Genomic DNA, 22,242 nt, shown 5'->3' on the forward strand with positions numbered 1-22,242 from the left:
CATGACATCGCTGCATCCCAGGCCGCCGGTCGTCTCGGCGGTCCCGACGGCGCTGAAGATGACGGGCATCGTCAAGACCTTCCCGGGCACCAGGGCCTGCAACGGCGCCGATCTGGAGGTCACCGAGGGTGAGGTGCACTGTCTGCTCGGCGAGAACGGCGCCGGCAAGAGCACCTTGATGAAAATCCTGTCCGGCTCCTACACACCCGATGCCGGGACCATCACCCTGGGCGACCGGACGATGGTGTTCGGCTCACCGCTGGACGGGGTGCGCGCCGGTATCAACACCATCTACCAGGAACTCGATCTGGTACCGGATATGACCGTAGCGCAGAACCTGTTCCTGTGCCACGAGCCCCGGCGCGGACCCTTCGTCGCCCGCAGACAGCGAGACCGGCTGGCCGCCAAGGTGATTGACCGGGTCGGGGGCACGTTCGGCCCGTCGAGCATCGTCGGTCAACTCTCGGTGTCCGACCAACAGCTCACGGCGATCGCCAAAGCGCTGACCACCGATGCCCGCATCGTGGTGATGGACGAACCCAGCGCAACCCTCACCGAACACGATCTGGCCGCGGTGTTCCGGGTGATCCGGGAACTCACCGCGGCCGGGAAATCGGTCATCTACATCTCGCACCGCCTCGACGAGGTCAAGGAGATCGGCGACCGGGCGACCGTCATGCGCGACGGCGCCACCGTCGGCGTGTTCGATGTCGCCTCGGTGTCCAAAGAGCAACTCGTGGAGGCGATGATCGGCCGCGCCGTGGCGGTTCGGCCTCCGCGCCGCGTTCACGACACCGTGGCAGATCCGGTGCTGCGCGTGCGCCGCGCGGTGGTGCCGAACCTCATCGACGTCCGCGACATCACCGTCGGCCGCGGCGAGATCGTCGGCCTGGCCGGTCTCGGCGGATCGGGCCGGTCCACCTTGCTCGCCGCGCTGTTCGGCGACCGGCGGGCCGATCTCGACATGACCTTCGCGGGCCGGCACGTCACCTCGCTCACCCCGCGGGGCGCCGTCGGCATGGGCATGGGCCTGGTGCCCGAAGACCGCAAACGCCAGGGCCTCTTCCTGGAGCAGTCCATCCTGCGCAATGCGGCGATCGCCACCTTGCGCCCGCTGCGGCTCAATCCGCTGGCGCGTGCCCGCCAGGTGTGCGTACCGCCTTTGCAGCGTCTGGGCGTCAAGTTCGCCGATCTCGGCCAACCGGTCGGCCAGCTCTCCGGCGGCAATCAGCAGAAGGTGGTGCTCGCGAAGTGGATGGCCCGCGGGGTCGACCTGCTGCTGCTCGACGAACCCACCCGCGGCCTGGACATCGGGGCGAAAGACGACCTGTTCGAACAGGTTCACGCGCTCGCCGACACCGGTGTCGGTGTCGTGATGGCGTCCAGTGAACTCAGTGAGCTGACCGAGAACTGCAATCGGGTCTGGGTCATGCACGAGGGCCGCAACATCGCCCAGTACCAGCCAGCGACCACCCCGGCAGCGGATATCGCCCGCTGCATCGTCACAGGAACGAAGCCCACCCATGACTGACCTGATAGATCGATCCGCAACCCCCGGCCCCCTCACCGTCGCAAAAGCTCAGCGCCGCAACATCATCATGCGGTTCAACCTGCTGTTCATCTTCATCGCACTGTTCGTGGTGGCCTCGGTGTCCGCGCCACAGTTCCTCACCAGCCAGAACATGGCCAATCTGCTCCAGCAGTCCAGCCTCACCGGCATCGTCGCGATCGGCATGACGGTGGTGATCCTGACCTCCGGTATCGATCTGTCAGTTGGCAGTGTCGCCGCGCTGTCGGGCATGCTGGTGGCGATCTTCATCGGCGCGGGCATCCCGTGGCCGGTGGCCATGGCGCTCGCGATCGGTGCCGGGCTGGTGCTCGGCGGCGTGATGGGCGGCCTCAGCGCCTATCTGGCACTCCCGGCATTCATGGTGACGCTGGCCGGCATGCAGAGCATCCGTGGCCTGACCTACCTGACCACCAACGGCACCCCCACCACCGCCGAGATCCCGATGGGGCTGCGGTTCCTGGGCGCGGGGTCCATTGCCGGCATCCCGGTGGTCGGGGTGATCTTCGTGCTCACCACGGTGATCGTCGGGCTCGTGCTGCGGCGGACCACCTTCGGTGAACACCTCTACGCCGTCGGCAGCAATCCGCAGGCGGCTCGCCTCTCCGGATTGCCCGTGCAACGCATCGCCACCGCGGCCTATGTCATCTCCGGTGGCCTGGCGGCGCTGACCGGCGTATTGCTCACCGCACGCCTGACCATCGGCCAGCCCACCGCGAACACCGGCCTGGAACTCGACGCGATCGCCGCGGTGGTTCTCGGCGGCACCAGCCTGTTCGGCGGAAAAGGCGGCGTGATGGGCACTTTCATCGCCGTGTTGTTGCTCTCGGTGCTGCGTAACCTGTTCAATCTGTTGGGGCTCAGCTCGTTCTTCCAGATGCTGGTCACCGGCCTGATCCTGATCGCGGCACTGATCATGAACTACCTGCTCGACCGCCAGTCCAAGAGCGCGGCCTGACCGCACCGCACGACCACCCCCGAAGGAACCCGATGAGCACCTCCCCCACGCCCACCGCCCCCGCCGTCGCGGCCGTCATCGACCACACCCTGCTCAAGCCGGAAGCCACGGCCGCCGACGTCGCCGCACTGGTCGCCGAAGCCGAGGAACTGGGCACCTACTCCGTGTGCGTGTCACCGTCGATGCTCCCGATCACGGTGCCCGCACGTCTGAAAGTGGCCGCGGTATGCGGGTTTCCCAGCGGGAAGCACACCTCGGCCGTCAAGGCTGCCGAAGCGGCCGAAGCCGTGCGCAACGGGGCTGACGAGATCGACATGGTCATCGACGTCGGCGCCGCCAAGGAGGGGGCATTCGACCGGGTGCAGGCCGATATCGCCGCCGTGCGCGCGGCCGCTCCGGCACCGACCGTCCTGAAGGTGATCATCGAATCCGCGGCGTTGACCGACCACGAGATCGTCGGGGTGTGCCTCGCCGCGGTGGCCGCCGACGCCGATTTCGTCAAGACCTCCACCGGTTTTCATCCCGCCGGCGGGGCGAGCGTGCACGCGGTGGAGTTGATGCACCGCACCGTGCGCGACGCCGGGCTGCAGGTGAAGGCGTCGGGCGGGGTGCGCACCATGGAACAGGCGGTGGCGATGATGGCCGCCGGGGCCACCCGGCTGGGGGTGTCCGGCTCGCGTGCGCTGCTGACCAGCGCCGGCAGCGGGGACACCACGTACTGAGGCCCCTAGCCGGTGCCCGCCACCAGCCAGCGTCCCGAGAAGGCGCGCCAGCCGACGAAGACCAGGCGCAGCACCATGAACGTGCTCAGCCCGGACCAGATCCCCACCAAACCCCAGCCGAAGGCCAGCGACAACCAGATCAGCGGCAGGAACCCGACCAGCGCACTGATCAGGGTGGCGTTGCGCATGAACTTCGCGTCCCCGGCGCCGAGGAGCACACCGTCGAGGGCGAACACCACCCCGGCAACCGTCAACTGCCCCACCATGAACCACCAGGGCGCGACGATCTCGTCCAGCACCGCCGCGTCGGAGGTGAACAACCCGGGCAGCATCGGCGCCCCGAGCGCGAACACCAGCGCCAGCACCGCGGCGGCCACCGTCGAGTACACCGTCACCCGCCACGCCACCCCTTTGGCATGGCCCAGCCGGCCCGCCCCCAGCGCCGCACCCACCAACGACTGCGCCGCGATGGCCAGCGAATCCAGTACCAGCGCAAGGAAGTTCCACAACTGCAGAACCACCTGATGGGCAGCCACCGCGGCCGCACCGAAGCGAGCCGCGACCGCTCCCGCCGAGACGAAACAGGCCTGGAACGCCAGCGTCCGCAGCGCCAGATCGCGGCCCATCACCAGCTGCGCCTTGAGCAACGGCGGCCGGATACCCAGCGGTACCCGCTCCACCAGCAGGGCCCGCACGAACAAGCCGGCGGCCAGCCACTGCCCCACCAGGTTGGCCACCGCCGATCCGGCCAGCCCGAGCCGCGGAGCCCCGAGGAGGCCGTACACCAGGGTCGGGCACAGCAGCGCTGAAACACCAAAGCCGACAAGCACATAACGCAGCGGGCGGGCGGTGTCCTGCACACCGCGCAGCCAGCCGTTACCGGCCATCGACACCATGATCGCGGGGGCGCCCAGGATCGCGATCCGCAACCAGGGCAGCGCCGCGGCAGCGATCTCGCCGCCTCCGGAGATGGCATTGCACAGCGGCACGGCGAAGATCTGCACGAGGAGCACCACCAGCAGCCCCAGCCCCAGCGCCAGCCAGGTGGCCTGTACGCCCTCGCCCACCGCGGCGCGGCGGTCGGCGGCACCGAAGAAGCGGGCCGCGCGTGCCGTGGTGCCGTACGACAGGAAGGTCAGCTGGGAGCTGACCAGCGAGAGCACCAGACCGCCGATCGCGAGCCCGGCCAGGCTCAGCGCACCGAGCCGCCCGACCACGGCGATATCGAAGAGCAGGTAGACCGGTTCTGCGGCGAGCACCCCGAGGGCGGGCAGCGCCAGACCTGCGATGCGCCGTGCGGTGACCGGCTGGTCGGACAAATCGCTCAGCCGAGGACGCGGCGCAGCCCCGCGGCCACTTCGTCGGCGGTGCCGGTGGCCGTGTAGCCGGCCGCGCGACGATGCCCGCCGCCGCCGAACTCACTGGCCACCAGGGAGATGTCGAGCGATTTCGACCGCATCGACACCGACCACGTCCCGGGCTCGATCTCCTTGAACACCGCGGCCACCTCGGCCTCGGCGGTGGTGCGCACGATATCGACGATGCTCTCCACTTCCTCCGACTGCGCCTTGGACCATTCGTCGTGTGCCACCACGACATACACCAGTCCGTGGCCGTCGGCGGCGTCGGCGATCAGCTGAGCCGAACCGAGCACACGCGAGAGCATCGGCAGCCACGTGAAGGGATGGGTGTCCATCAGGGTGCGGCTGATCCCGGCATTGTCGACGCCCAGGTCCAGCAGCCGCTCGGCCAGCCGATGCGCCCTCCCGGTGGCCCACCGGAACGAGCCGGTATCGGTGGTCAGCCCGGCGTACAGGCAGTGCGCGACCGCACCGTCGATCGGTTTACCCCAGGCGTCCAGCAGCTCGGCCACCATCATGGTGGTCGAATCGGCCGACGAATCGACGTAGTTGGCGGTGCCGAACAGTGCGTTGGACGCGTGGTGATCGATCACCAGCACACCGCGCGCACCGTCGACGAGCTCGGACAGGCTGCCGAGCCGGTTCACGCTGGGGATGTCGACCGTGACGACGAGATCGGCATCGCGGCGCACCCGGTCCGGCGCGACCAGCAGGTCCACGCCGGGCAGGCTGCGCAACGATTGCGGGAGCTCGGCCGGGGTCGCGAAGACGACCTGGACGTCGATCCCGGACCCGGCCGCGACCTGAGCCAGCGCCAGCCCGGCGCCGATCGTGTCGGCATCGGGATAGACGTGACAGACCACCACGATGGAACGGGCTGCGGCGCACAGCTCTGCCGCGCCGTGCGCGTCGACCCGCGCGCCGGTGAGCGCTACCTCAGCCCTCGGATCGGTCGTCGTCACTGGTGTCCTCAGCCGTGCTGGTCGTACGGTCACCCTCCACCCCAGTCACACGGTACGGGTCGGGGTCACCTGCCGGCACGGCACCCTCCCTGGCCCGGGCCAAGTCGGCGTCGGCCGCCCGGACCCGCGACAGCAGCTCCGCCATCCGGTTGGCGGTATCGGGCACGGTGTCCCGGGCGAACGCCAGCGTCGGGGTGAATCGCACCCCGGTGCCGGCGCCCACCTTGGACCGGAGCACACCTTTGGCGCTCTCCAGCGCCGCGGCCGCGCCGGCATAATCCGGCTCGTCCTCCAGTGTCGACCCCAGCACCGTGTAGTACAGCGTGGCGTCGTGCAGGTCCGCAGTCACCTTGGCGTCGGTGATCGTCACACCCGCCAGTCGCGGATCCTTGATCTCGTACTCGATGGCCGAGGCGACGATCGTGGAGATCCGCTTGGCGAGCCGTTTGGCGCGTGCGGGATCAGCCATTAGATCTCCGCCTCATCTGTCCTCTTCGCTCCGCTCATCAGACGCGCGCTTTTTCGACCAGTTCGTAGGCCTCGATGACATCGCCTTCTTTGATGTCGTTGTACGTCAACGTCAGACCGCACTCGTAACCGTCGCGGACCTCGGTGGCATCGTCCTTCTCCCGCTTCAGCGACGAGATGGTGACCGTCTCGGCCACCACGACGTTGTCGCGGATGAGGCGCGCCTTGGCGTTGCGCCGCATGATGCCCGAGGTGACGAGGCAGCCGGCGATATTGCCGACCTTCGACGACCGGAAGATCGCCCGGATCTCGGCGCGGCCGAGCTCCTTCTCCTCGTAGACCGGCTTGAGCATGCCCTTGAGCGCGGCCTGGATCTCGTCGATGGCCTGGTAGATCACCGAGTAGTACCGGATGTCGACGCCCTCACGGTTGGCCAGCTCGGTGGCCTTGCCCTCCGCCCGGACGTTGAAGCCGATGATGATCGCGTTCGAGGCCGACGCCAGGTTGACGTTGGTCTCGGTGACGCCACCGACACCACGGTCGATGACGCGCAGCTCGACCTCGTCGCCGATGTCGATCCCCAGCAGGGCTTCCTCCAGCGCCTCCACGGTGCCGGAGTTGTCGCCCTTGAGGATCAGGTTCAGCTGGCTGGTCTCCTTCAGCGCGGCATCGAGATCGTCGAGGCTGATGCGCTTGCGGCTACGGGCGGCCAGCGCATTGCGCTTGCGCGCACTGCGCCGATCGGCGATCTGCCGGGCGATCCGGTCCTCGTCGACGACGAGCAGGTTGTCGCCGGCACCCGGCACCGAGGTGAAACCGATCACCTGGACCGGCCGCGACGGCAGCGCCTCCACGACGTCCTCGCCGTGCTCGTCGACCATGCGACGGACACGTCCGTAGGCGTCGCCGGCCACGACCGAGTCGCCGACCCGCAGGGTGCCGCGCTGGATGAGCACCGTGGCGACCGGGCCGCGACCGCGGTCCAGGTGCGCTTCGATGGCCACACCCTGGGCTTCCATATCGGGGTTGGCCCGCAGATCCAGCGCCGCGTCGGCGGTCAACAGCACCGCTTCCTCCAGCGCCTGGATATTGGTGCCGTTCTTGGCCGAGATGTCGACGAACATGGTGTCGCCACCGAAGTCCTCGGCGACCAGCCCGTACTCGGTCAGCTGGGCCCGGATCTTCTGCGGATCCGCACCCTCCTTGTCGATCTTGTTGACCGCGACCACGATCGGCACATCGGCGGCCTGCGCGTGGTTGATGGCCTCCACCGTCTGCGGCATGACACCGTCGTCGGCGGCGACCACCAGGATCGCGATATCGGTGGCCTTGGCACCACGGGCACGCATGGCGGTGAACGCCTCGTGACCGGGGGTGTCGATGAAGGTGATGAGCCGCTCGGCACCGTCATGCTCGACGGCGACCTGGTAGGCGCCGATGTGCTGGGTGATGCCACCGGCCTCACCCTCACGGACGTTGGCCTTACGGATGGTGTCGAGCAGGCGGGTCTTGCCGTGGTCGACGTGACCCATGACGGTGACCACCGGCGGACGCTGTTCGAGGTCCTCTTCGCCGCCCTCGTCCTCGCCGTAGGTGAGGTCGAAGGATTCGAGCAGTTCGCGGTCCTCGTCCTCCGGGGATACGACCTGCACGACGTAGTTCATCTCGCTGCCGAGCAGTTCCAGGGTCTCGTCACCCACCGACTGCGTCGCGGTGACCATCTCACCGAGGTTGAACAGCGCCTGCACCAGCGAAGCCGGGTTGGCGTTGATCTTGTCGGCGAAATCGGAGAGCGACGCGCCGCGGGCCAGCCGGATGGTCTCGCCGTTGCCGTGCGGCAACCGCACCCCACCGACGACCGGGGCCTGCATGTTCTCGTACTCGGCGCGTTTTGCGCGCTTCGACTTGCGGCCACGACGGGGCGCACCACCGGGACGGCCGAAGGCACCCGCGGCGCCGCCGCGCTGACCGGGACGGCCACCGCCGCCACCTCCGCCACCGGCACCGGGCGCACCGCCACCACCGGGACGGCCGCGGAATCCACCGGCCGCACCGGCACCTGCGCCGGCACCACCGCCGGCGCCGCCGCCGCGGTAGTTACCGCCGCCACCGCCGGGACGCGCACCCTGACCGGGGCGCGGACCGCCACCGGGACCGGGACGGGGACCGCCGGGGCGACCCGTTGCGCCGGGTCGGGCGCCGGGCGGGCGAGGGGGCATGTTGCCGGGCGAGGCACCGCCCGGACGAGGTGCGCCGGGACGCGGGCCACCGGCACCGGGGCCGGGGCGCGGACCGCCCGGGCCGGCCTGCGGACGCGGGGCCGGACGCTCGACCGGCTGCTGGGACGAGAAGGGGTTGTTGCCGACGCGGGGTGCCCGCGGAGCCGGCTTGGGACCGGGACGCGGACCCGGACGGGCATCAGACGGGGCGGCCGAGGCGGCAGCCGCCGCCGGGGCAGCGGGGGCCGGTGCGACCGGCGCCTCGGGGGCGGCCGGTGCGGGGCCGGGCCGGGGGCCCGGACGCTGGGCAGGCGCCGCGTCGGCCACTGGGGCCTCGACGGGAGCTGCGGGCGGAGCCGCGGGTGCCGGCGGCGGAGCTGCCGGGGCCGGGGCGGCCGGGGCCGGCGGTTTGGGGCCGGGCCGGGGTCCGGGGGTCGGCGCGCCACCGGTGGGCGACGACGGCCGAGCGGCGGGGCTCGCGGACTTGGCGGGTTTGCCGCCGCCGAACGATTCCCGCAGACGGCGGGCCACGGGGGCCTCGACCGTCGATGATGCCGATTTGACGAATTCGCCCTGATCGCTCAGTCGGGCGAGCACTTCCTTGCTGGTAACACCGAGTTCCTTAGCCAACTCGTGTACACGGGCCTTACCTGGGGCTGCCACTACATCTCCTCATCTGGAGGCGACAGCGGTGGTAGGGCCGCGCCTCGGGTTTAGCTATGACGCATGGTCATCGGGACTTCACGGTGTGCTCATGTTCTTCGCTACCTGTTCTCTTGACCGTGATGATCGGGCGGCCGAATTGCTTCGACGTACTCGACCACCCCGGAAACTTCCGGTGAACCGGTGATCCGTAACGCTCGGACGAATGCCCGCCGCCGGATCGCCGCTTCGAGGCATTGTCGGTCGGGATGCAACCATGCACCCCGCCCCGGCAGGCTACCCGCTGAGTCGACGGTTACGGCGCAATGACCGGTCCCGTCGAGGACAGCGGCCAGCCGAAGCAGATCGACGGCCAACTCTCGCTTCCGGCACCCCACACACGTTCGCACCGGCCCATCAGGGCTTCGGTGCGCACGAGGCTGGGAAGTCGGAGTCTCGCGCTGGATCACGGCTCAGTCTACCGTCACCGTTCGCCCAGACAGAATCGCGTGTCGGGGTGGCTCGCGCTCAGCCCGTTCCGGGCTCGGCGGCGTCGCTGCGGATATCGATCCGCCAGCCGGTCAGCCGCGCCGCGAGCCGGGCGTTCTGCCCTTCCTTGCCTATCGCCAGCGACAGCTGGAAGTCCGGCACCACCACCCGGGCGGCGCGGGTGGCCTCGTCGATGACGCTCACCGACACCACCTTGGCCGGGGACAGCGCATGGGCCACGAACCGTGCCGGGTCGGGGTCGAAATCGATGATGTCGATCTTCTCGCCGGACAGCTCGCTCATCACATTGCGCACCCGCTGCCCCATGGGGCCGATACACGCCCCCTTGGCGTTCAGCCCGGACACCTTCGACGCCACGGCGATCTTGGAGCGGTGGCCGGCTTCCCGGGCCACCGCGACGATCTCCACCGATCCGTCGGCGATCTCGGGCACCTCGAGCGCGAAGAGTTTGCGGACCAGATTCGGGTGGGTACGGGACAGCTCGATCTTGGGTTCGCGCACGCCGCGGCTGACGCCGATGACATAGCAGCGCAGGCGGTCGCCGTGCTCGTAGCGCTCCCCCGGCACCTGCTCGGCCGGACGGATCATGCCGTCGGATCCCTTGGCCTCGGTGCCCACGCGCACCACCACGTTGCCGCGGGCGTTCTCCCGGGCGTCGCGCTGTACGACGCCGGCGACGATATCGCCTTCGTGCGCGGCGAACTCGCCGTACATCTGCTCGTTCTCGGCGTCGCGCAACCGCTGCAGGATCACCTGGCGCGCGGTGGTCGCCGCGATACGCCCGAATCCCTCTGGGGTGTCGTCCCATTCGTTGATGAGATTGCCGTCATCGTCGGTCTCCCGGGCCATCACCTTGACCACACCGGATTTTCGGTCGACGTCGATCCGTGCGTCCGCCTCGTGGCCCTCGGTATGCCGATAGGCCGTCAACAAAGCCGACTTGATGGTCTCGACGACCACATCTACCGAGATGCCCTTGTCGGCTTCGATGGCATGCAGCGCCGCCATGTCGATGTTCACGCGTCGCCCCCCTTTCCAGACTGCTCCACCAGATCCAATTCACGTTGATTGGGTGGCGAAAATTCAACTTGTACAACAGCTTTGGCGATCTCAGACAATTTCAGTTCCCGGACCGAGAGCTTGCCCCGATCGGCGATCACGAGGCGTACGGCGCCATCGCCGACATGGCCGATCCGCCCGGTGACGACGGACCCGTCCTCGAGCACCACCTCGACCTTGCGTGTGCGGGCCCGCCGGAAGTGTTTTTCCTCGGTCAGCGGACGATCGACGCCGCGCGATGTGATCTCCAGCACGTAGGGTGCGGTGTCGGCACTGTCGAGTGCGTCCAGCAGCGGCGAAGCGATCCGCGACAGGGCGGCGATGGCTTCCAGGTCCAGACCGTCATCGCTGTCGGCGATCACCGTGATGCGCGGCGGTCGGGTCGACGAGTTGACCACGACGTCCTCGATTTCGTAACCCGCGCGCGCGAACTCACCGTCGAGTAGCTCGAGCACTTGCTTCTGCGTCGGCAGCAGCGGGACGTCCGGTGCCACGGCGAGCTCCTCATCTTGAGTTGTGCGGACACATTCCAGGCTGGGTGTGACCGAGTAATCGGTTACCAAACGATACGCCAGGCGCGGCTGCGCTTTGGCCAAACGAACCGCAGCGCAGCGAACCGCCCCACCCACCATGGCAGGATGTGGGCGTGCCGAGCGCCTTGCCCACAATCACCCGCCGGCGGCTGTTGGCCACGGCACTGCCCGCAGGGATGGCCCTGACCGTGCTCGGTTCGGCAGCCGCGTGCGCGCCCCCGCCGCCGCCACCCGAACTCGCCGATCTGGTAGGGCAATTCGAACGCGCGCACGCCGACAGCCGGCTCGCGGGGCTGGCCGCCACCACCGCACGACCCCAGATCGCCCCCATCCTGACCACCGTCGCCTCCGAACGCGCCGCACACGCCAGGGCACTCGGCGACGAGATCACCCGGCTCACCGGCGGCCAGGCCCCCACCACGCCGTCGGCACCGTCATCGGCGGCCCCGACGTCCACCGCATCCGGAGCCGTCCCGGCACCCACGGTGGCCGACGTCACCGCAGCCCTGCAGGCCTCGGCCGAGGACGCCGCACGCTTGGCGGTGAAGCTCTCCGGCTACCGCGCCGGACTCCTCGGCTCGATCGCCGCGGCGTGCACGGCGTCGTACCAGGTGGCCCTCGCCGACCCAGGGCAGGCCCGATGACCTCCCCGCAACCGAATCGGCCCACCGACGCGGCTCAGGGCGCGTTGTTCGACGCGGTCGCCACCGAGCACGGCGTGATCTACGGCTACGGCGTGGTATCCGCGCACTCCACCCCCGACGACAACGACCTGGTGGCCGAGTCCATGGCCCAGCACCGGGAGCGGCGCGAGCAGGCGATCGCCCTACTCGCCGCGCGGTCGGTGCCGGCGCCGCAGCCCGCCGTGGGTTATGAGCTACCGCTGGAGGTCTCCGATCCCACCCAGGCCGCCCAGCTCGCCGTCCGGATGGAAGAGGACGCGGCGGTGGCCTGGCGGGCGGTGCTCGAACAGGCCACCACCGGTGCGGACCGCACGTTCGCGGTGACCGCCCTGACCCAGTGCGCGGTGCTGGCCGCACGCTGGAGCCAGGTGCTCGGCACCGCCCCGGTCACGCTCGCGTTCCCGGGCGGCACCGAGTAGGGCCTATCCGGTGAGCGCGGCCGCGATCTCGGCCGACGCGCCGTCCACCGCGATCTCCCGGGTCTCGCCGGTGAAGCGGTTGCGCAGCTCGACCACGCCATCGGACCAACCGCGGCCCACCACCACGATCCACGGGACGCCGAGCAGTTCGGCGTCCTTGAACTTCACCCCGGGCGAGGCGGTGCGGTCGTCGAGCAGAATCTCGACACCGAGGCGATCGAGCTCGCCGGCCAGCTCGATCGCACCGGTCCGGGCGGCGGCGTCCTTGTTGGCGATCACCACGTGGGCGTCGAACGGCGACACCGAGGCCGGCCACCGCAGACCGATCTCGTCGTGGTTCTGCTCGGCGATCACCGCCACCAGCCGCGACACCCCGACACCGTAGGAGCCCATGGTGAGCCGCACCGGCTTGCCGTTCTCGCCGAGCACGTCCGCGGCGAACGCGTCGGTGTACTTGCGGCCGAGCTGGAAGATGTGGCCGATCTCGATGCCGCGCGCCGAGGTCAGCAGGCCGGCACCATCCGGCGACGGGTCACCGTCGCGCACATCGGCGGCCTCGATGGTGCCGTCGGCGACGAAATCGCGGCCGGCGACCAGACCCACCACATGCTTGCCCTGTTCGTCGGCACCGGTGATCCAGGCCGTGCCATCCACCACCCGCGGGTCCACCAGATAACGAACACCGTTGGCCTGCAGCGCTTTCGGCCCGATGTAGCCCTTCACCAGGAACGGGTTCTTGGCGAAGTCGGCGTCGTCGAGCAGCGCGTACTCGGCGGGCTCCAGCGCCGCGCCGAGGCGTTTGTCGTCGATCTCCCGGTCGCCGGGGATGCCGATGGCCAGCAGTTCCCAGTCACCGCCGGGCTCACGAACCTTGAGCAGCACGTTCTTGAGCGTGTCGGCCGCGGTGGTCGCACCCGGCAGCGCCTGGTTGGCCCAGTCCACGAGCGCGGCAATGGTCGCGGTGTCCGGGGTCTCGTGCACGACGGGCTCGGGCTGCCCGTCGATCGGCCGGGATTCCGGGACCGCGGTGATCACCGCCTCCACGTTGGCGGCGTACCCCGATTCCAGGCAGCGCACAAAGGTGTCCTCGCCGATCGGGCTCTCGGCCAGGAACTCCTCCGAGGCGCTGCCGCCCATCGCCCCCGACACCGCCGACACGATCACGTACTTGATGTCGAGGCGGCCGAAGATGCGCTGATAGGCCTCGCGGTGCGCGTGGTAGGCGTTCTTGAGTCCGTCGTCGTCGACATCGAAGGAGTACGAGTCCTTCATGACGAATTCGCGGCCACGCAGGATGCCCGCCCGGGGCCGCGCCTCATCCCGGTACTTGGTCTGAATCTGGTAGAGCCGCAACGGGAAATCCTTGTAGGACGAGTACTCGCCCTTGACCGTCAAGGTGAACAATTCCTCGTGGGTGGGGCCGAGCAGATAGTCGTTGCCACGACGGTCCTGCAGGCGAAAGAGGTTGTCGCCGTACTCCGTCCACCGATTCGTGGTCTCGTACGGGGCGCGCGGCAACAGCGCCGGGAACAGGATCTCCTGGCCGCCGATCGCGTTCATCTCCTCACGGACGATGCCCTCGATCTTGCGCAGCACGCGCAGGCCCAGCGGCAGCCAGCTGTACAGCCCGGGCCCGATCGGGCGGACATAGCCGGCGCGGATGAGCAGCTTGTGGCTGGGCACCTCGGCATCGGCGGGGTCTTCGCGCAGGGTTCGCAGGAACAGTTCGGACATCCGGGTGATCACAGCGGGCCAGCTTAATCGCGGCCCTGCCACGTGCAGACACACACCTCGTTGCCTTCGGCATCCGCGAGCACCGTGAACGCCGGCGCGCGGCGGTCGCTGAGCAGCACGCCGCCCGCCGCCAGCGCCGCCCCGATACGGGCCGGCGCGTCGTCGTGCGGGACGTCCACATCGAGGTGGAGGCGATTCCGCGGCTGCTGCCCGCCCGGCACCCGCGGCGCGTCCATCTGCTGGAACCAGATCGCCGGACCGCGACCGGCGGGGTCGACCAGCCCGGCGGTCAGGTCGGACGCACCGGACTCGTCGACGTACCCGGTGACCGCCTTCCAGAACGGCCGCACCGCCGGGATGTCCAGCGCGTCGATGGCGATCTCCAGGGCCTGAACCGACACCGCACCCACCGTCGTGGCCCGGCCACCCGCGGCCACGACGGCCGAGATCGCCTGCGCCAGCCGGATGTCTTCGGTGGTGACCCCGCGCGCCGAGCGCACTCGGAGCACCGCCCGGTCGGCCCTGATGTCGACGCCGAGGCGGTCCTGTGCGCCCTCTGCCGACGCCGCGGTCACCGCGACGGCGGCGGCATCCGTCAGCGAGGGCACCCGCACCTCGGTGTGGAGGGCCCCGAGTACCAACCGCCAGCCCAGCGCGCTGACCGCATCGGAGATCTGCTGACGGCTGGGCAGTGCTGCGTCGGTCATAGCTCCCCCGCGTCCACGGCTTCCTTGGTGTGCTGTGCCTGGGCGATATCGCGGGCCGAGAATCCGATGAACAAGGCGGCCACCCCGACCAGTACGGCGATGGCCGCCACCCACAGCAACGAATACGTGTAACCGTGGCCGAGCGCGTCCAACTGGGCCGGTGTCATGGCCCCGACCGGCCCGGTGGTGCCCCCGAGATAGAGGGTGCGCGAGGTCTGCACCGCCTGGATGACCACCAGGACCAGCGGGCCACCCAGGTTGTAGACCATCAACGTCACCGAGGACACCGGCCCGATGTCGCGCGGTCCGACCTTGGCCAGCGTGCACAGCGGCAGGATCACCGAGATGACGCCGATCCCGGCGCCACCGACCACCACCGGGACGAAGAGGTCCGGGAAGTACGGGATCGACCTGTCCAAGGTGGATCCGAAGAGCATCGCGGCCAGCACCAGCAGGCCGCCGCCGACGATGACCCACCGCGGTGCCACCCGGGGCGCCAGCCGGGTCGCGACGACATTCCCGGCCACGAACGCGAGGGCGAACGGCATGAAGCAGATCCCGGCCCGCAGCGGCGAGTAGCCGAGCACGTCCTGGACCAGCAGGCCGATCATCACGCTCAGCGTCAGCATCACCCCGCCGGCCAGGAAATAGGCGGCGAACGAGGCCACCCGGTTGCGGTCGTCGAACATCGACAGCGGTACCAGCGGATTGTCGGCACCCCGCTCGTCGATCAGGAATGCCAGGAAGAACACCGCGGCCGCCACCCCGGCGCCGATCACCCAGGGGTCGGTCCAGCCCAGCGGCGGCCCCTGGGTGAACACCAGCACGGCGCAGGTGCAGGCCATGGTGGCCAGCAGGGCGCCGGTGACGTCCAGTTTGAGCCGCTCCTGCCTGGTCTCGGCGAGCCTGGTCACCGCGATCCAGACGATGACGATGCCGATCGGCACGTTGACCAGGAAGGCCAGCCGCCACGACAACCCGGTCAAGGCGCCGCCGAGCACCAGCCCCAGCACCGAACCGAGGCCCTGCATGGCCGCCGACACCGCCAGCGCCTGATTGCGGGCATGGCCGACGGCGAAGGTGGTGGCGATCAGCGCCAGTCCGGTCGGTGCCGCGACGGCGGCACCCACACCCTGCACCGCGCGCGCGGCGATCAGGGTGTACGGCTCGGTGGCCAGCCCGCAGACCAGCGATGCGATGGTGAAGACCCCGACGCCGGAGATGAACGCCCGCTTGTGCCCGATCGCGTCGCCGACCCGTCCGCCGAGCAGCAGCAGGCCACCGAAGGTGAGCACATAGGCGGTGATGACCCAGCTCTTGGCCGCATCGGTCATGCCGAGTTCGGCCTGCATGTGGGGCAGCGCGACGATGACGACGGTGCCGTCCAGGGTCGACATCAACTGCATGCCGGTGATGGCGACGATGGCGACACCCATCACCTTGTCCGACAGGCGCGCGATGCCACGGTCTGACGCTGACATGCCACCCGACCCTACCTGCGGCCCACACCGGCTACCGGGACGATGGTCAGGCGGCGTGGACGGCGGGGTTGGGCGTCCCGGGGATGCCGAGCCGGTCCGCCAGCCACGGCAACGTCGCTGCGAATGCCCGGGATGCGAACGCCCAGTCATGCCGGCCCGGCCAGGTCTGCACGGCGCCGTCGATCCCGTAGGTGCGGGCGAGGGCGTTGAGTGTGTTCGCGGCGACGTCCTGCCCCTCGGGGTTGGCCAACGGGTCATGCCCCGGCTCCCCGCTGGGCACCACGAACCGTGCCGACAGGTCGGTGTACCGACCGTGGCGGGCCATCACCGTCGCCGGATCGAATTCGGCCCATGCGGCCGAGTCGCCACCGAACAGGCGGTCGATGGATTGCTCCTTGGTGCCCGAGTTGGGGCCGAGGTCACCGGCGATATCGACGAAGGCGCTGAACAGCTCCGGGCGCCGCACACTCAGCTCGACCGCGCAGGTACCGCCCATGGACCAGCCCATGATGCCCCACCTGCTCCGGTCGGGGCTCACCCCGAAGTTCGAGATCATGTAGGGCACCACGTCTTTGGTCAGGTGCAGCGAAGCGTTTCCCCGCGTCCCGTTGACGCATTCGGTGTCGTTGTCGAAGCTTCCGGTGGGGTCGACGAAGACGAACACCGGTGCGGTCCCGCCGTGGGCGGCCGCGAAGGCATCGATCGTGGCGGCCGCATCGCCGGCCCGCAGCCAGTCCGCCGGGGTGTTCAACTGCGCGCCGATCATCATGACCGTCGGCAGCCTGGGCGGCGGATTGCTGGCGAACCAGGCGGGCGGCAGGTAGACCAACTCGTCACGATGGGCGAAACGGGAGGCTGCCGGGCTGATCGTCACCGGCAGGACCACCCCGTGCGCTGGATGTGCGTGCGCCAACTGCAGTTCGGTGACCGTCATCCGGTCGGCCTGATCCGGTACCGCGGGGGCTGCCAGCCTGGTCCACGCACTGTTCACCGTCGGGAAGTACCCCACCCAGACATTGATCATCAGCACCGCGCACAGCGCGCAGGCCGGCACCGCGGCAACCGACACCACACGCCGCCACCACCGGGTCCGAACCCAGCCGAGCACGGCGACGACAGCGCAGAATCCGGTCAGCGCGATCCACAGCCACAACGGCCGCGGCGCCGGATCACCGGCGATGCCGATGGCCGCGATATAGGAGTGCACACCGCCCGCCAGCGCCACCCCACAGACCGCGGCGAGCGCGAGCACGCGCCGACGTCCCCGACGCACCGCGGCGGGCACCACCAGGGCCAGCGTGGCGATCTCGATCAGAGGGGGCAGTAAACCGTGTGTCAGCGGGACGGTGCCGAGGAAGTGCCACACCGTCAGACGGCGGGCGCGGGCATACGGGTCACGGCGTCAGGCTAGAGCGGCTGCCTGTGAGGCAACTGACCGCTCAACCGTCGAGCTCTCCGGCGTCCAGCGCGTCCTTGACTTCCTGCGCGTGCGCGACCTCTTCGGCCGAGTAGCGGATGAACAGCGCGACGGCGCCCACCAGGACGGCCACCGCGGCCACCCACAACAGACCGTAGGTGTAACCCTGGTCCAGCGCGTGGTGTTGGGCGGCGTCCATGTTCTTGACCGGGCCGGTGGTACCGCCCAGGTAGAGGGTGCGCGAGGTGATCACGGCCTGGATGATCGCGAGCACGACCGGCCCGCCGAGGTTCTGCAGCATCAGGGCGATCGCCGAGACCGGACCGATCTCGTCGAAACCGACACCGGCAATGGCCGAGACGGTCAGCGGGACGACGATCATGCCGATCCCGAAACCGCCGACCGTGATGGGCAGCACCAGGTTCGGGAAGTACGGGATACCGGCATTGAGCGTCGAGCCGTAGATCATGGCACCGAGCACCAGCACACCACCGGAGATGACCAGCCAGCGCGGCGCGAACTTGGACACCAGCACCGAGGAGACGCCGAGTCCGATACCGAGCGCGATGACGAACGGGATGAAACCGATACCCGCCTTGAGCGCGCTGTAGCCCATGATGTCCTGCACGTACAGGCCGATCAGCACGGTCAGCGTGAACATCACACCGCCGGCCAGGAACACCGCGGCCAGGGTCGCGACACGGTTGCGGTCCCGGAACAGCGAGAACGGCACGACGGGGTTCTCCGCGGAGCGCTCCACATAGAAGAAGGCGAAGCCGAACAGCACCGCGCCGGCGCCGGAGGCCAGGGTGAGCGGCGACAGCCAGCCCTGCTCCGGGCCCATCGAGAAGCCGAAGACCGCGGCGGTGCACGCCAGGGTGGCCAGGATGGCACCGGCGGCATCCAGCTTCATCCGAGCGCGGTCGGTCTCCTTGAGGGTGGTGTGCGCCAGGTAGAGCATCACCAGGCCGATGGGGATGTTGACCAGGAACGCCAGCCGCCAGGACACCTCGGTGAGTGCCCCACCGACCACCAGACCCATCACCGAGCCGACGCCCGTCATGGCGGCGAACACGGCGGTCGCGGCGTTGCGGGCCGGACCCTTGGGGAAGGTGGTGGCGACCAGCGCGAGCCCGGTCGGTGAGGCGATGGCCGAGCCGACACCCTGCAGCAGGCGGGCGATGACCAGGGTGGCCTCGTCCCAGGCCACACCGCACAGCACCGAGGCGATGGTGAACAGCGCGACGCCGACGATGAAGGTGCGCTTGCGCCCGATGGTGTCGCCGAGGCGGCCGCCGAGGAGCATCAGTCCACCGAAGGTCAGCACGTAGGCGGTGATCACCCAGCTGCGGCCGGCATCCGAGAGCCCGAGTTCGTCCTGGATCTTGGGCAGAGCGACGATCGCGACGGTGCTGTCCATCGTGGCCAGCAGCTGCATGCCGCCGATGGCGATGACCGCGGCGATGAAGTTCCAGGACGGCAGCCAGGCCGGAAGCCGACCGCCGCGCTGCGCCCCGTCATGCTCGATGCGAACAGGCAGCGCGCGGTTGTTCCCGCGCGCTCGCTCTGCGTCGTTGAGAGCCGTCATGCGGGTTACCTTACAGTAATCTTAAGAATCCTTTAACTCCCGAAACCGGCCACGGGCCCGATCACGATGATCGCCGGCGGCCTGATTCCCTCGCTGCGGACCGTGTCGGCAACGTCGGAAAGCCGGGCACGCACCGTCCGCTGGGCGGCCGTCGAGCCGTGCTGCACCACCAGGACCGGCGTATCCGCAGGTCGGCCGCCCGCCAGCAGGACATCGGCGAACAGTTCGATGCGTTCGACGGCCATCAGCAACACGATGGTCCCCGTCATCTGGGCCAGCGCATTCCAATTCACTAACGATTCGGGATGCTCCGGCGCAACATGGCCGCTGACCACCACGAACTCGTGGTTGACGGCGCGGTGCGTGACCGGCGTACCGGCCAGCGCGGGAACCGCTATGGCACTGGTCACACCCGGCACCACGGTGACCGGGATCCCGGCCTCGGCGCACGCGAGCACCTCTTCGTAGCCGCGGGCGAAGACGAACGGGTCACCGCCCTTGAGCCGCACCACGAACTTGCCGGCCCTGGCGCGGTCGATGAGGACCTCGTTGATGGCCTCCTGTGCCATGGCCCGCCCGTACGGGATCTTGGCGGCATCGATCACCTCGACGTGCGGGGCCAGCTCGGCGAGAAGTTCCGGCGGGGCCAACCGGTCGGCGACGACGACATCGGCGTGGGCCAGCAGCCGCCGTCCCCGCACCGTGATCAGTTCGGGGTCACCCGGTCCCCCGCCGACCAGTGCGACCCCCTCGTGCACGGTGTCCGGCGCCTGCCCGGAGATCAGGCCGCGCAGCAGCGCTTCGTGGATGGCGGTGCGGATGGCCGCCGACCGCCGGTGCTGCCCGCCGGCGAGCACGCCGACCGACAGGCCGTCGAACTCGAAGGAAGCCGGGGTGACCGCGGTGCCGTCCCGCGCGGCGTCGGCGCGCACGCAGAAGATGCGGCGCCGCTCGGCCCCGTCGACGATGGCGGCGTTGACGTCCGGATCGTCGGTGGCGGCCAGCACGTACCAGGCGCCGTCCAGATCCTCGTCGCGGAAGTCGCGCAGGGTCAGGGTGATCGGGTGCATGGCCTCGACCGCCGGGGTGGCGGATCGGGTGACGACATGCACATCCGCCCCGACCGAGATCAGCAGCGGCAACCGGCGCTGGGCCACGCTGCCACCGCCCACGACGACAACTTTGCGCCCGTGCAGGCGCAGACCGACGAGGTAGGCGTTCTCTGAACTCACCCGGCGAGCTTAAAGGTTGCACCGGCGGCCACGAACCGGGTGATGGCCTGCGGGTGTGCGGCCGGGTGGGTATGCAGGTAGCCGGCGTGGATGCCGCGGTGCACCGCGCCGTCGCGGCCCAGCCCGCCCCGATAGGCCCAGGCCTGCTCGTAGTCGGTGGCGAAAGTGACTGCGGTGCGATGGAATTCGTGTCCGGAGACCCGCTCGCCGACCCGGTGCAGCGACGAGTCGGTGACCGCCACCGCGTCCCGGTAACCCAGGGTCAGGCGTTCGGTGAACCGCGCCGTGCCCGCCAGCACACCGCACATCGGTACCCCGTCGAGATCGTCGACCAGATAGGTCAGCCCGGCGCACTCGGCGTGCACCGGGGCGCCCGCGGCGGCCAGCTCCCGGATCTGGGCCCGTACCGTCTCGTTGGCCGAGAGTTCGGCGGTGAACTGCTCCGGGAAACCGCCCGGGATGACGACGGCGGTCGCCGCGGCAGGCAGTTCGTCGGCCAGCGGGTCGAAGTCGACGACATCGGCCCCGGCGGCGACGAGCAGTTCCCGGTGTTCGGCGTAGCCGAAGCTGAAGGCCCGCCCGGCGGCCAGGGCGACGGTCACCCCGCGCACCGGTTCGGCCACCGCGGGACTCCACGGCGCAGCGGTGACCCCGGACCCGGCGGCGGCGACCACGGCGGCCACGTCGACGTGGCGGGCCACCAGATCGGCCATCGCCGCCACGGCCCGTTCGGCGTGCCGGCCGTATTCGACGGCGGTCACCAGGCCGAGATGGCGGGACGGCACCTCGAGTTCTCCGGCGCGCGGGATGGCGCCCAGCACCGGTACGCCGACCTGTTCGCAGGCCTGCCGCAGCACCTGCTCATGGCGCGGCGAGCCGACCCGGTTGAGGATCACCCCGGCGAAGCGCAGCCCGCTGTCGAAGGTCGAGAAGCCGTGCAGCAGTGCGGCGATGCTCTGACTCTGGCCCCGCGCGTCGACCACCAGCACCACCGGCGCACCGAGCAGGCCCGCGACCTGGGCGGTGGATCCGCGGGCCGGCCCGGGGTCGGGTGCGATACGGCCGTCGAACAGACCCATCACGCCCTCGACGACCGCGATATCGGCGTGCGCGCTGCCGTGCCGGTACAGCGGGCCGATCAGGTCCTCCCCGACGAGCACGGGATCCAGATTCCGACCCGGCAGCCCGGTGGCCAGGGCGTGATAGCCCGGGTCGATGAAGTCGGGACCCACCTTGAACGGGGCGACCCGGTGTCCGGCGCGGCGCAGCGCGCCCATCAGACCCGTCGCCACCGTGGTCTTACCGCTGCCCGAGGCGGGGGCGGCGATGATGACCGCTGGTGTCGCCACGCTCACCGTCGCTACCACTCGATACCGCGCTGACCCTTGCGGCCGGCGTCCATCGGGTGCTTGATCTTGGTCATCTCGGTCACCAGATCGGCGGCCTCCAGCAGACGCTGCGGCGCGTCCCGGCCGGTGATCACCACATGCTGGTTACCGGGGCGGTCGGCCAGCACCTCGACTACCTCTTCCACGGAGATCCAGCCCCACTTGAGCGGATAGGTGAACTCGTCGAGGACGTAGAAATCGTGGCGCGCATCCGCGAGCCGGCTGCGAATCTCGGCCCAGCCGTCCCGGGCCGCCTCGGCGTGGTCGACCTCGGACCCGTGCTTACGCGTCCACGACCAGCCCGACCCCATCTTGTGCCACTGCACCGGCCCGCCGACACCGTGCTCGTCGTGCATCCGGCCCAGGGCGGTGAAGGCGCTCTCCTCGCCCACTTTCCACTTGGCGCTCTTGACGAATTGGAACACCGCGATATCGAAACCCTGGTTCCAGGCGCGCAGCGCCATACCGAAGGCTGCGGTCGACTTCCCCTTGCCGGGGCCGGTGTGCACCGCGAGCAAGGGAGCATTGCGGCGCGCCTTGGTGGTCAGCCCGTCATTCGGAACCGTGAGCGGTTGCCCTTGTGGCATGAGAC

The 22,242-nt window shown here is 69.7% G+C and carries 20 protein-coding genes; 5 read left to right on the forward strand and 15 right to left on the reverse strand.

Features of this window, described 5'->3' with window-relative positions:
- The first annotated feature begins 1 nt into the window (after position 1).
- Genes H7J86_RS04110 through deoC form a run of 3 tightly spaced genes read left to right on the forward strand, consistent with a single transcriptional unit; the run spans position 2 to position 3,247 of the window.
- The gene (locus tag H7J86_RS04110; RefSeq protein ID WP_267289507.1) at positions 2–1,531 is read left to right on the forward strand and encodes a sugar ABC transporter ATP-binding protein; all 1,530 of its coding nucleotides are present in this window, start codon (positions 2–4) and stop codon (positions 1,529–1,531) included.
- Complete coding sequence (locus H7J86_RS04115; protein ID WP_267289509.1) at positions 1,524–2,525, forward strand: ABC transporter permease; 1,002 nt, start codon at positions 1,524–1,526, stop codon at positions 2,523–2,525. The genes H7J86_RS04110 and H7J86_RS04115 overlap by 8 nt, the downstream gene beginning before the upstream one ends.
- 32 nt (positions 2,526–2,557) lie before the next feature.
- The gene (gene deoC, locus H7J86_RS04120; protein ID WP_267289511.1) at positions 2,558–3,247 is read left to right on the forward strand and encodes a deoxyribose-phosphate aldolase; all 690 of its coding nucleotides are present in this window, start codon (positions 2,558–2,560) and stop codon (positions 3,245–3,247) included.
- A 5-nt stretch (positions 3,248–3,252) separates the two neighbouring features.
- On the opposite strand, the gene H7J86_RS04125 is transcribed toward deoC, so the two are convergent.
- The 7 genes from H7J86_RS04125 to rimP all read right to left on the reverse strand — a co-directional run bounded on the left by H7J86_RS04125 (position 3,253) and on the right by rimP (position 10,962).
- Entirely contained in the window at positions 3,253–4,566 is a 1,314-nt protein-coding gene (locus H7J86_RS04125; protein WP_170847206.1) for an MATE family efflux transporter, read from the reverse strand.
- Positions 4,567–4,571: 5 nt separating this feature from the next.
- Positions 4,572–5,570, reverse strand: a complete 999-nt coding sequence (locus H7J86_RS04130) for a DHH family phosphoesterase (RefSeq protein WP_267289512.1) — start codon at positions 5,568–5,570, stop codon at positions 4,572–4,574.
- A complete protein-coding gene (gene rbfA / locus H7J86_RS04135; protein WP_090356674.1) occupies positions 5,545–6,039 on the reverse strand; it encodes a 30S ribosome-binding factor RbfA in 495 nt (164 codons plus the stop codon). Before rbfA ends, H7J86_RS04130 begins: the two co-directional genes overlap by 26 nt.
- Before the next feature lie 37 nt (positions 6,040–6,076).
- Entirely contained in the window at positions 6,077–8,920 is a 2,844-nt protein-coding gene (gene infB / locus H7J86_RS04140) for a translation initiation factor IF-2 (protein ID WP_267289513.1), read from the reverse strand.
- A 101-nt stretch (positions 8,921–9,021) separates the two neighbouring features.
- A complete protein-coding gene (locus H7J86_RS04145; protein WP_139169925.1) occupies positions 9,022–9,369 on the reverse strand; it encodes a YlxR family protein in 348 nt (115 codons plus the stop codon).
- Between the two features lie 58 nt (positions 9,370–9,427).
- Entirely contained in the window at positions 9,428–10,429 is a 1,002-nt protein-coding gene (gene nusA, locus H7J86_RS04150; protein WP_090356678.1) for a transcription termination factor NusA, read from the reverse strand.
- Entirely contained in the window at positions 10,426–10,962 is a 537-nt protein-coding gene (rimP, locus tag H7J86_RS04155; protein ID WP_235683620.1) for a ribosome maturation factor RimP, read from the reverse strand. Before rimP ends, nusA begins: the two co-directional genes overlap by 4 nt.
- Positions 10,963–11,114: 152 nt before the next feature.
- On the opposite strand from rimP, the gene H7J86_RS04160 reads away from it, so the two are divergent.
- Both H7J86_RS04160 and H7J86_RS04165 read left to right on the forward strand, forming a co-directional pair.
- Positions 11,115–11,645, forward strand: coding sequence for a hypothetical protein (locus H7J86_RS04160; protein ID WP_267289514.1), 531 nt, complete (start codon positions 11,115–11,117; stop codon positions 11,643–11,645).
- On the forward strand, positions 11,642–12,103 hold the full coding sequence (locus tag H7J86_RS04165; RefSeq protein ID WP_090356682.1) for a ferritin-like domain-containing protein: 462 nt from the start codon (positions 11,642–11,644) through the stop codon (positions 12,101–12,103). Before H7J86_RS04160 ends, H7J86_RS04165 begins: the two co-directional genes overlap by 4 nt.
- A gap of 3 nt (positions 12,104–12,106) precedes the next feature.
- Here H7J86_RS04165 and H7J86_RS04170 read toward each other — a convergent pair whose 3' ends face one another.
- The 8 genes from H7J86_RS04170 to cobO form a co-directional block, all read right to left on the reverse strand.
- Positions 12,107–13,849: a proline--tRNA ligase gene (locus H7J86_RS04170; RefSeq protein ID WP_187099018.1), complete on the reverse strand. Its 1,743-nt coding sequence runs from the start codon at positions 13,847–13,849 to the stop codon at positions 12,107–12,109.
- 11 nt (positions 13,850–13,860) lie between these two features.
- A complete protein-coding gene (locus tag H7J86_RS04175) occupies positions 13,861–14,544 on the reverse strand; it encodes a 4a-hydroxytetrahydrobiopterin dehydratase family protein (protein WP_267289517.1) in 684 nt (227 codons plus the stop codon).
- Positions 14,541–16,175, reverse strand: coding sequence for an MFS transporter (locus H7J86_RS04180; RefSeq protein ID WP_372517217.1), 1,635 nt, complete (start codon positions 16,173–16,175; stop codon positions 14,541–14,543). Before H7J86_RS04180 ends, H7J86_RS04175 begins: the two co-directional genes overlap by 4 nt.
- The gene (locus H7J86_RS04185; protein WP_090356689.1) at positions 16,072–17,391 is read right to left on the reverse strand and encodes an alpha/beta hydrolase; all 1,320 of its coding nucleotides are present in this window, start codon (positions 17,389–17,391) and stop codon (positions 16,072–16,074) included. Before H7J86_RS04185 ends, H7J86_RS04180 begins: the two co-directional genes overlap by 104 nt.
- A gap of 73 nt (positions 17,392–17,464) precedes the next feature.
- Positions 17,465–19,030, reverse strand: coding sequence for an MFS transporter (locus H7J86_RS04190; RefSeq protein WP_170847207.1), 1,566 nt, complete (start codon positions 19,028–19,030; stop codon positions 17,465–17,467).
- A gap of 32 nt (positions 19,031–19,062) precedes the next feature.
- Positions 19,063–20,262: a uroporphyrinogen-III C-methyltransferase gene (cobA, locus tag H7J86_RS04195; RefSeq protein WP_267289521.1), complete on the reverse strand. Its 1,200-nt coding sequence runs from the start codon at positions 20,260–20,262 to the stop codon at positions 19,063–19,065.
- Positions 20,259–21,611 carry a cobyrinic acid a,c-diamide synthase CobB gene (locus tag H7J86_RS04200; protein ID WP_267289523.1) on the reverse strand — a complete coding sequence of 451 codons (1,353 nt, stop codon included), beginning with the start codon at positions 21,609–21,611 and terminating at the stop codon, positions 20,259–20,261. The genes cobA and H7J86_RS04200 overlap by 4 nt, the downstream gene beginning before the upstream one ends.
- An 11-nt stretch (positions 21,612–21,622) precedes the next feature.
- A complete protein-coding gene (gene cobO, locus H7J86_RS04205) occupies positions 21,623–22,237 on the reverse strand; it encodes a cob(I)yrinic acid a,c-diamide adenosyltransferase (RefSeq protein WP_267289525.1) in 615 nt (204 codons plus the stop codon).
- Positions 22,238–22,242: the final 5 nt, after the last annotated feature.

It is taken from the genome of Mycobacterium hackensackense, assembly GCF_025822555.1.
Taxonomy (GTDB): domain Bacteria; phylum Actinomycetota; class Actinomycetes; order Mycobacteriales; family Mycobacteriaceae; genus Mycobacterium; species Mycobacterium fluoranthenivorans.

Bases quoted from the DNA above. Each gene is read 5' to 3' on its own strand.
- deoC (WP_267289511.1), top strand. From the start codon at position 2,558: ATGAGCACCTCCCCCACGCCCACCGCCCCCGCCGTCGCGGCCGTCATC.
- rbfA (WP_090356674.1), bottom strand. From the start codon at position 6,039: ATGGCTGATCCCGCACGCGCCAAACGGCTCGCCAAGCGGATCTCCACG.
- H7J86_RS04175 (WP_267289517.1), bottom strand. From the start codon at position 14,544: ATGACCGACGCAGCACTGCCCAGCCGTCAGCAGATCTCCGATGCGGTC.
- H7J86_RS04165 (WP_090356682.1), top strand. From the start codon at position 11,642: ATGACCTCCCCGCAACCGAATCGGCCCACCGACGCGGCTCAGGGCGCG.
- H7J86_RS04110 (WP_267289507.1), top strand. From the start codon at position 2: ATGACATCGCTGCATCCCAGGCCGCCGGTCGTCTCGGCGGTCCCGACG.
- H7J86_RS04115 (WP_267289509.1), top strand. From the start codon at position 1,524: ATGACTGACCTGATAGATCGATCCGCAACCCCCGGCCCCCTCACCGTC.
- cobO (WP_267289525.1), bottom strand. From the start codon at position 22,237: ATGCCACAAGGGCAACCGCTCACGGTTCCGAATGACGGGCTGACCACC.
- H7J86_RS04180 (WP_372517217.1), bottom strand. From the start codon at position 16,175: ATGACTGGGCGTTCGCATCCCGGGCATTCGCAGCGACGTTGCCGTGGC.
- H7J86_RS04190 (WP_170847207.1), bottom strand. From the start codon at position 19,030: ATGACGGCTCTCAACGACGCAGAGCGAGCGCGCGGGAACAACCGCGCG.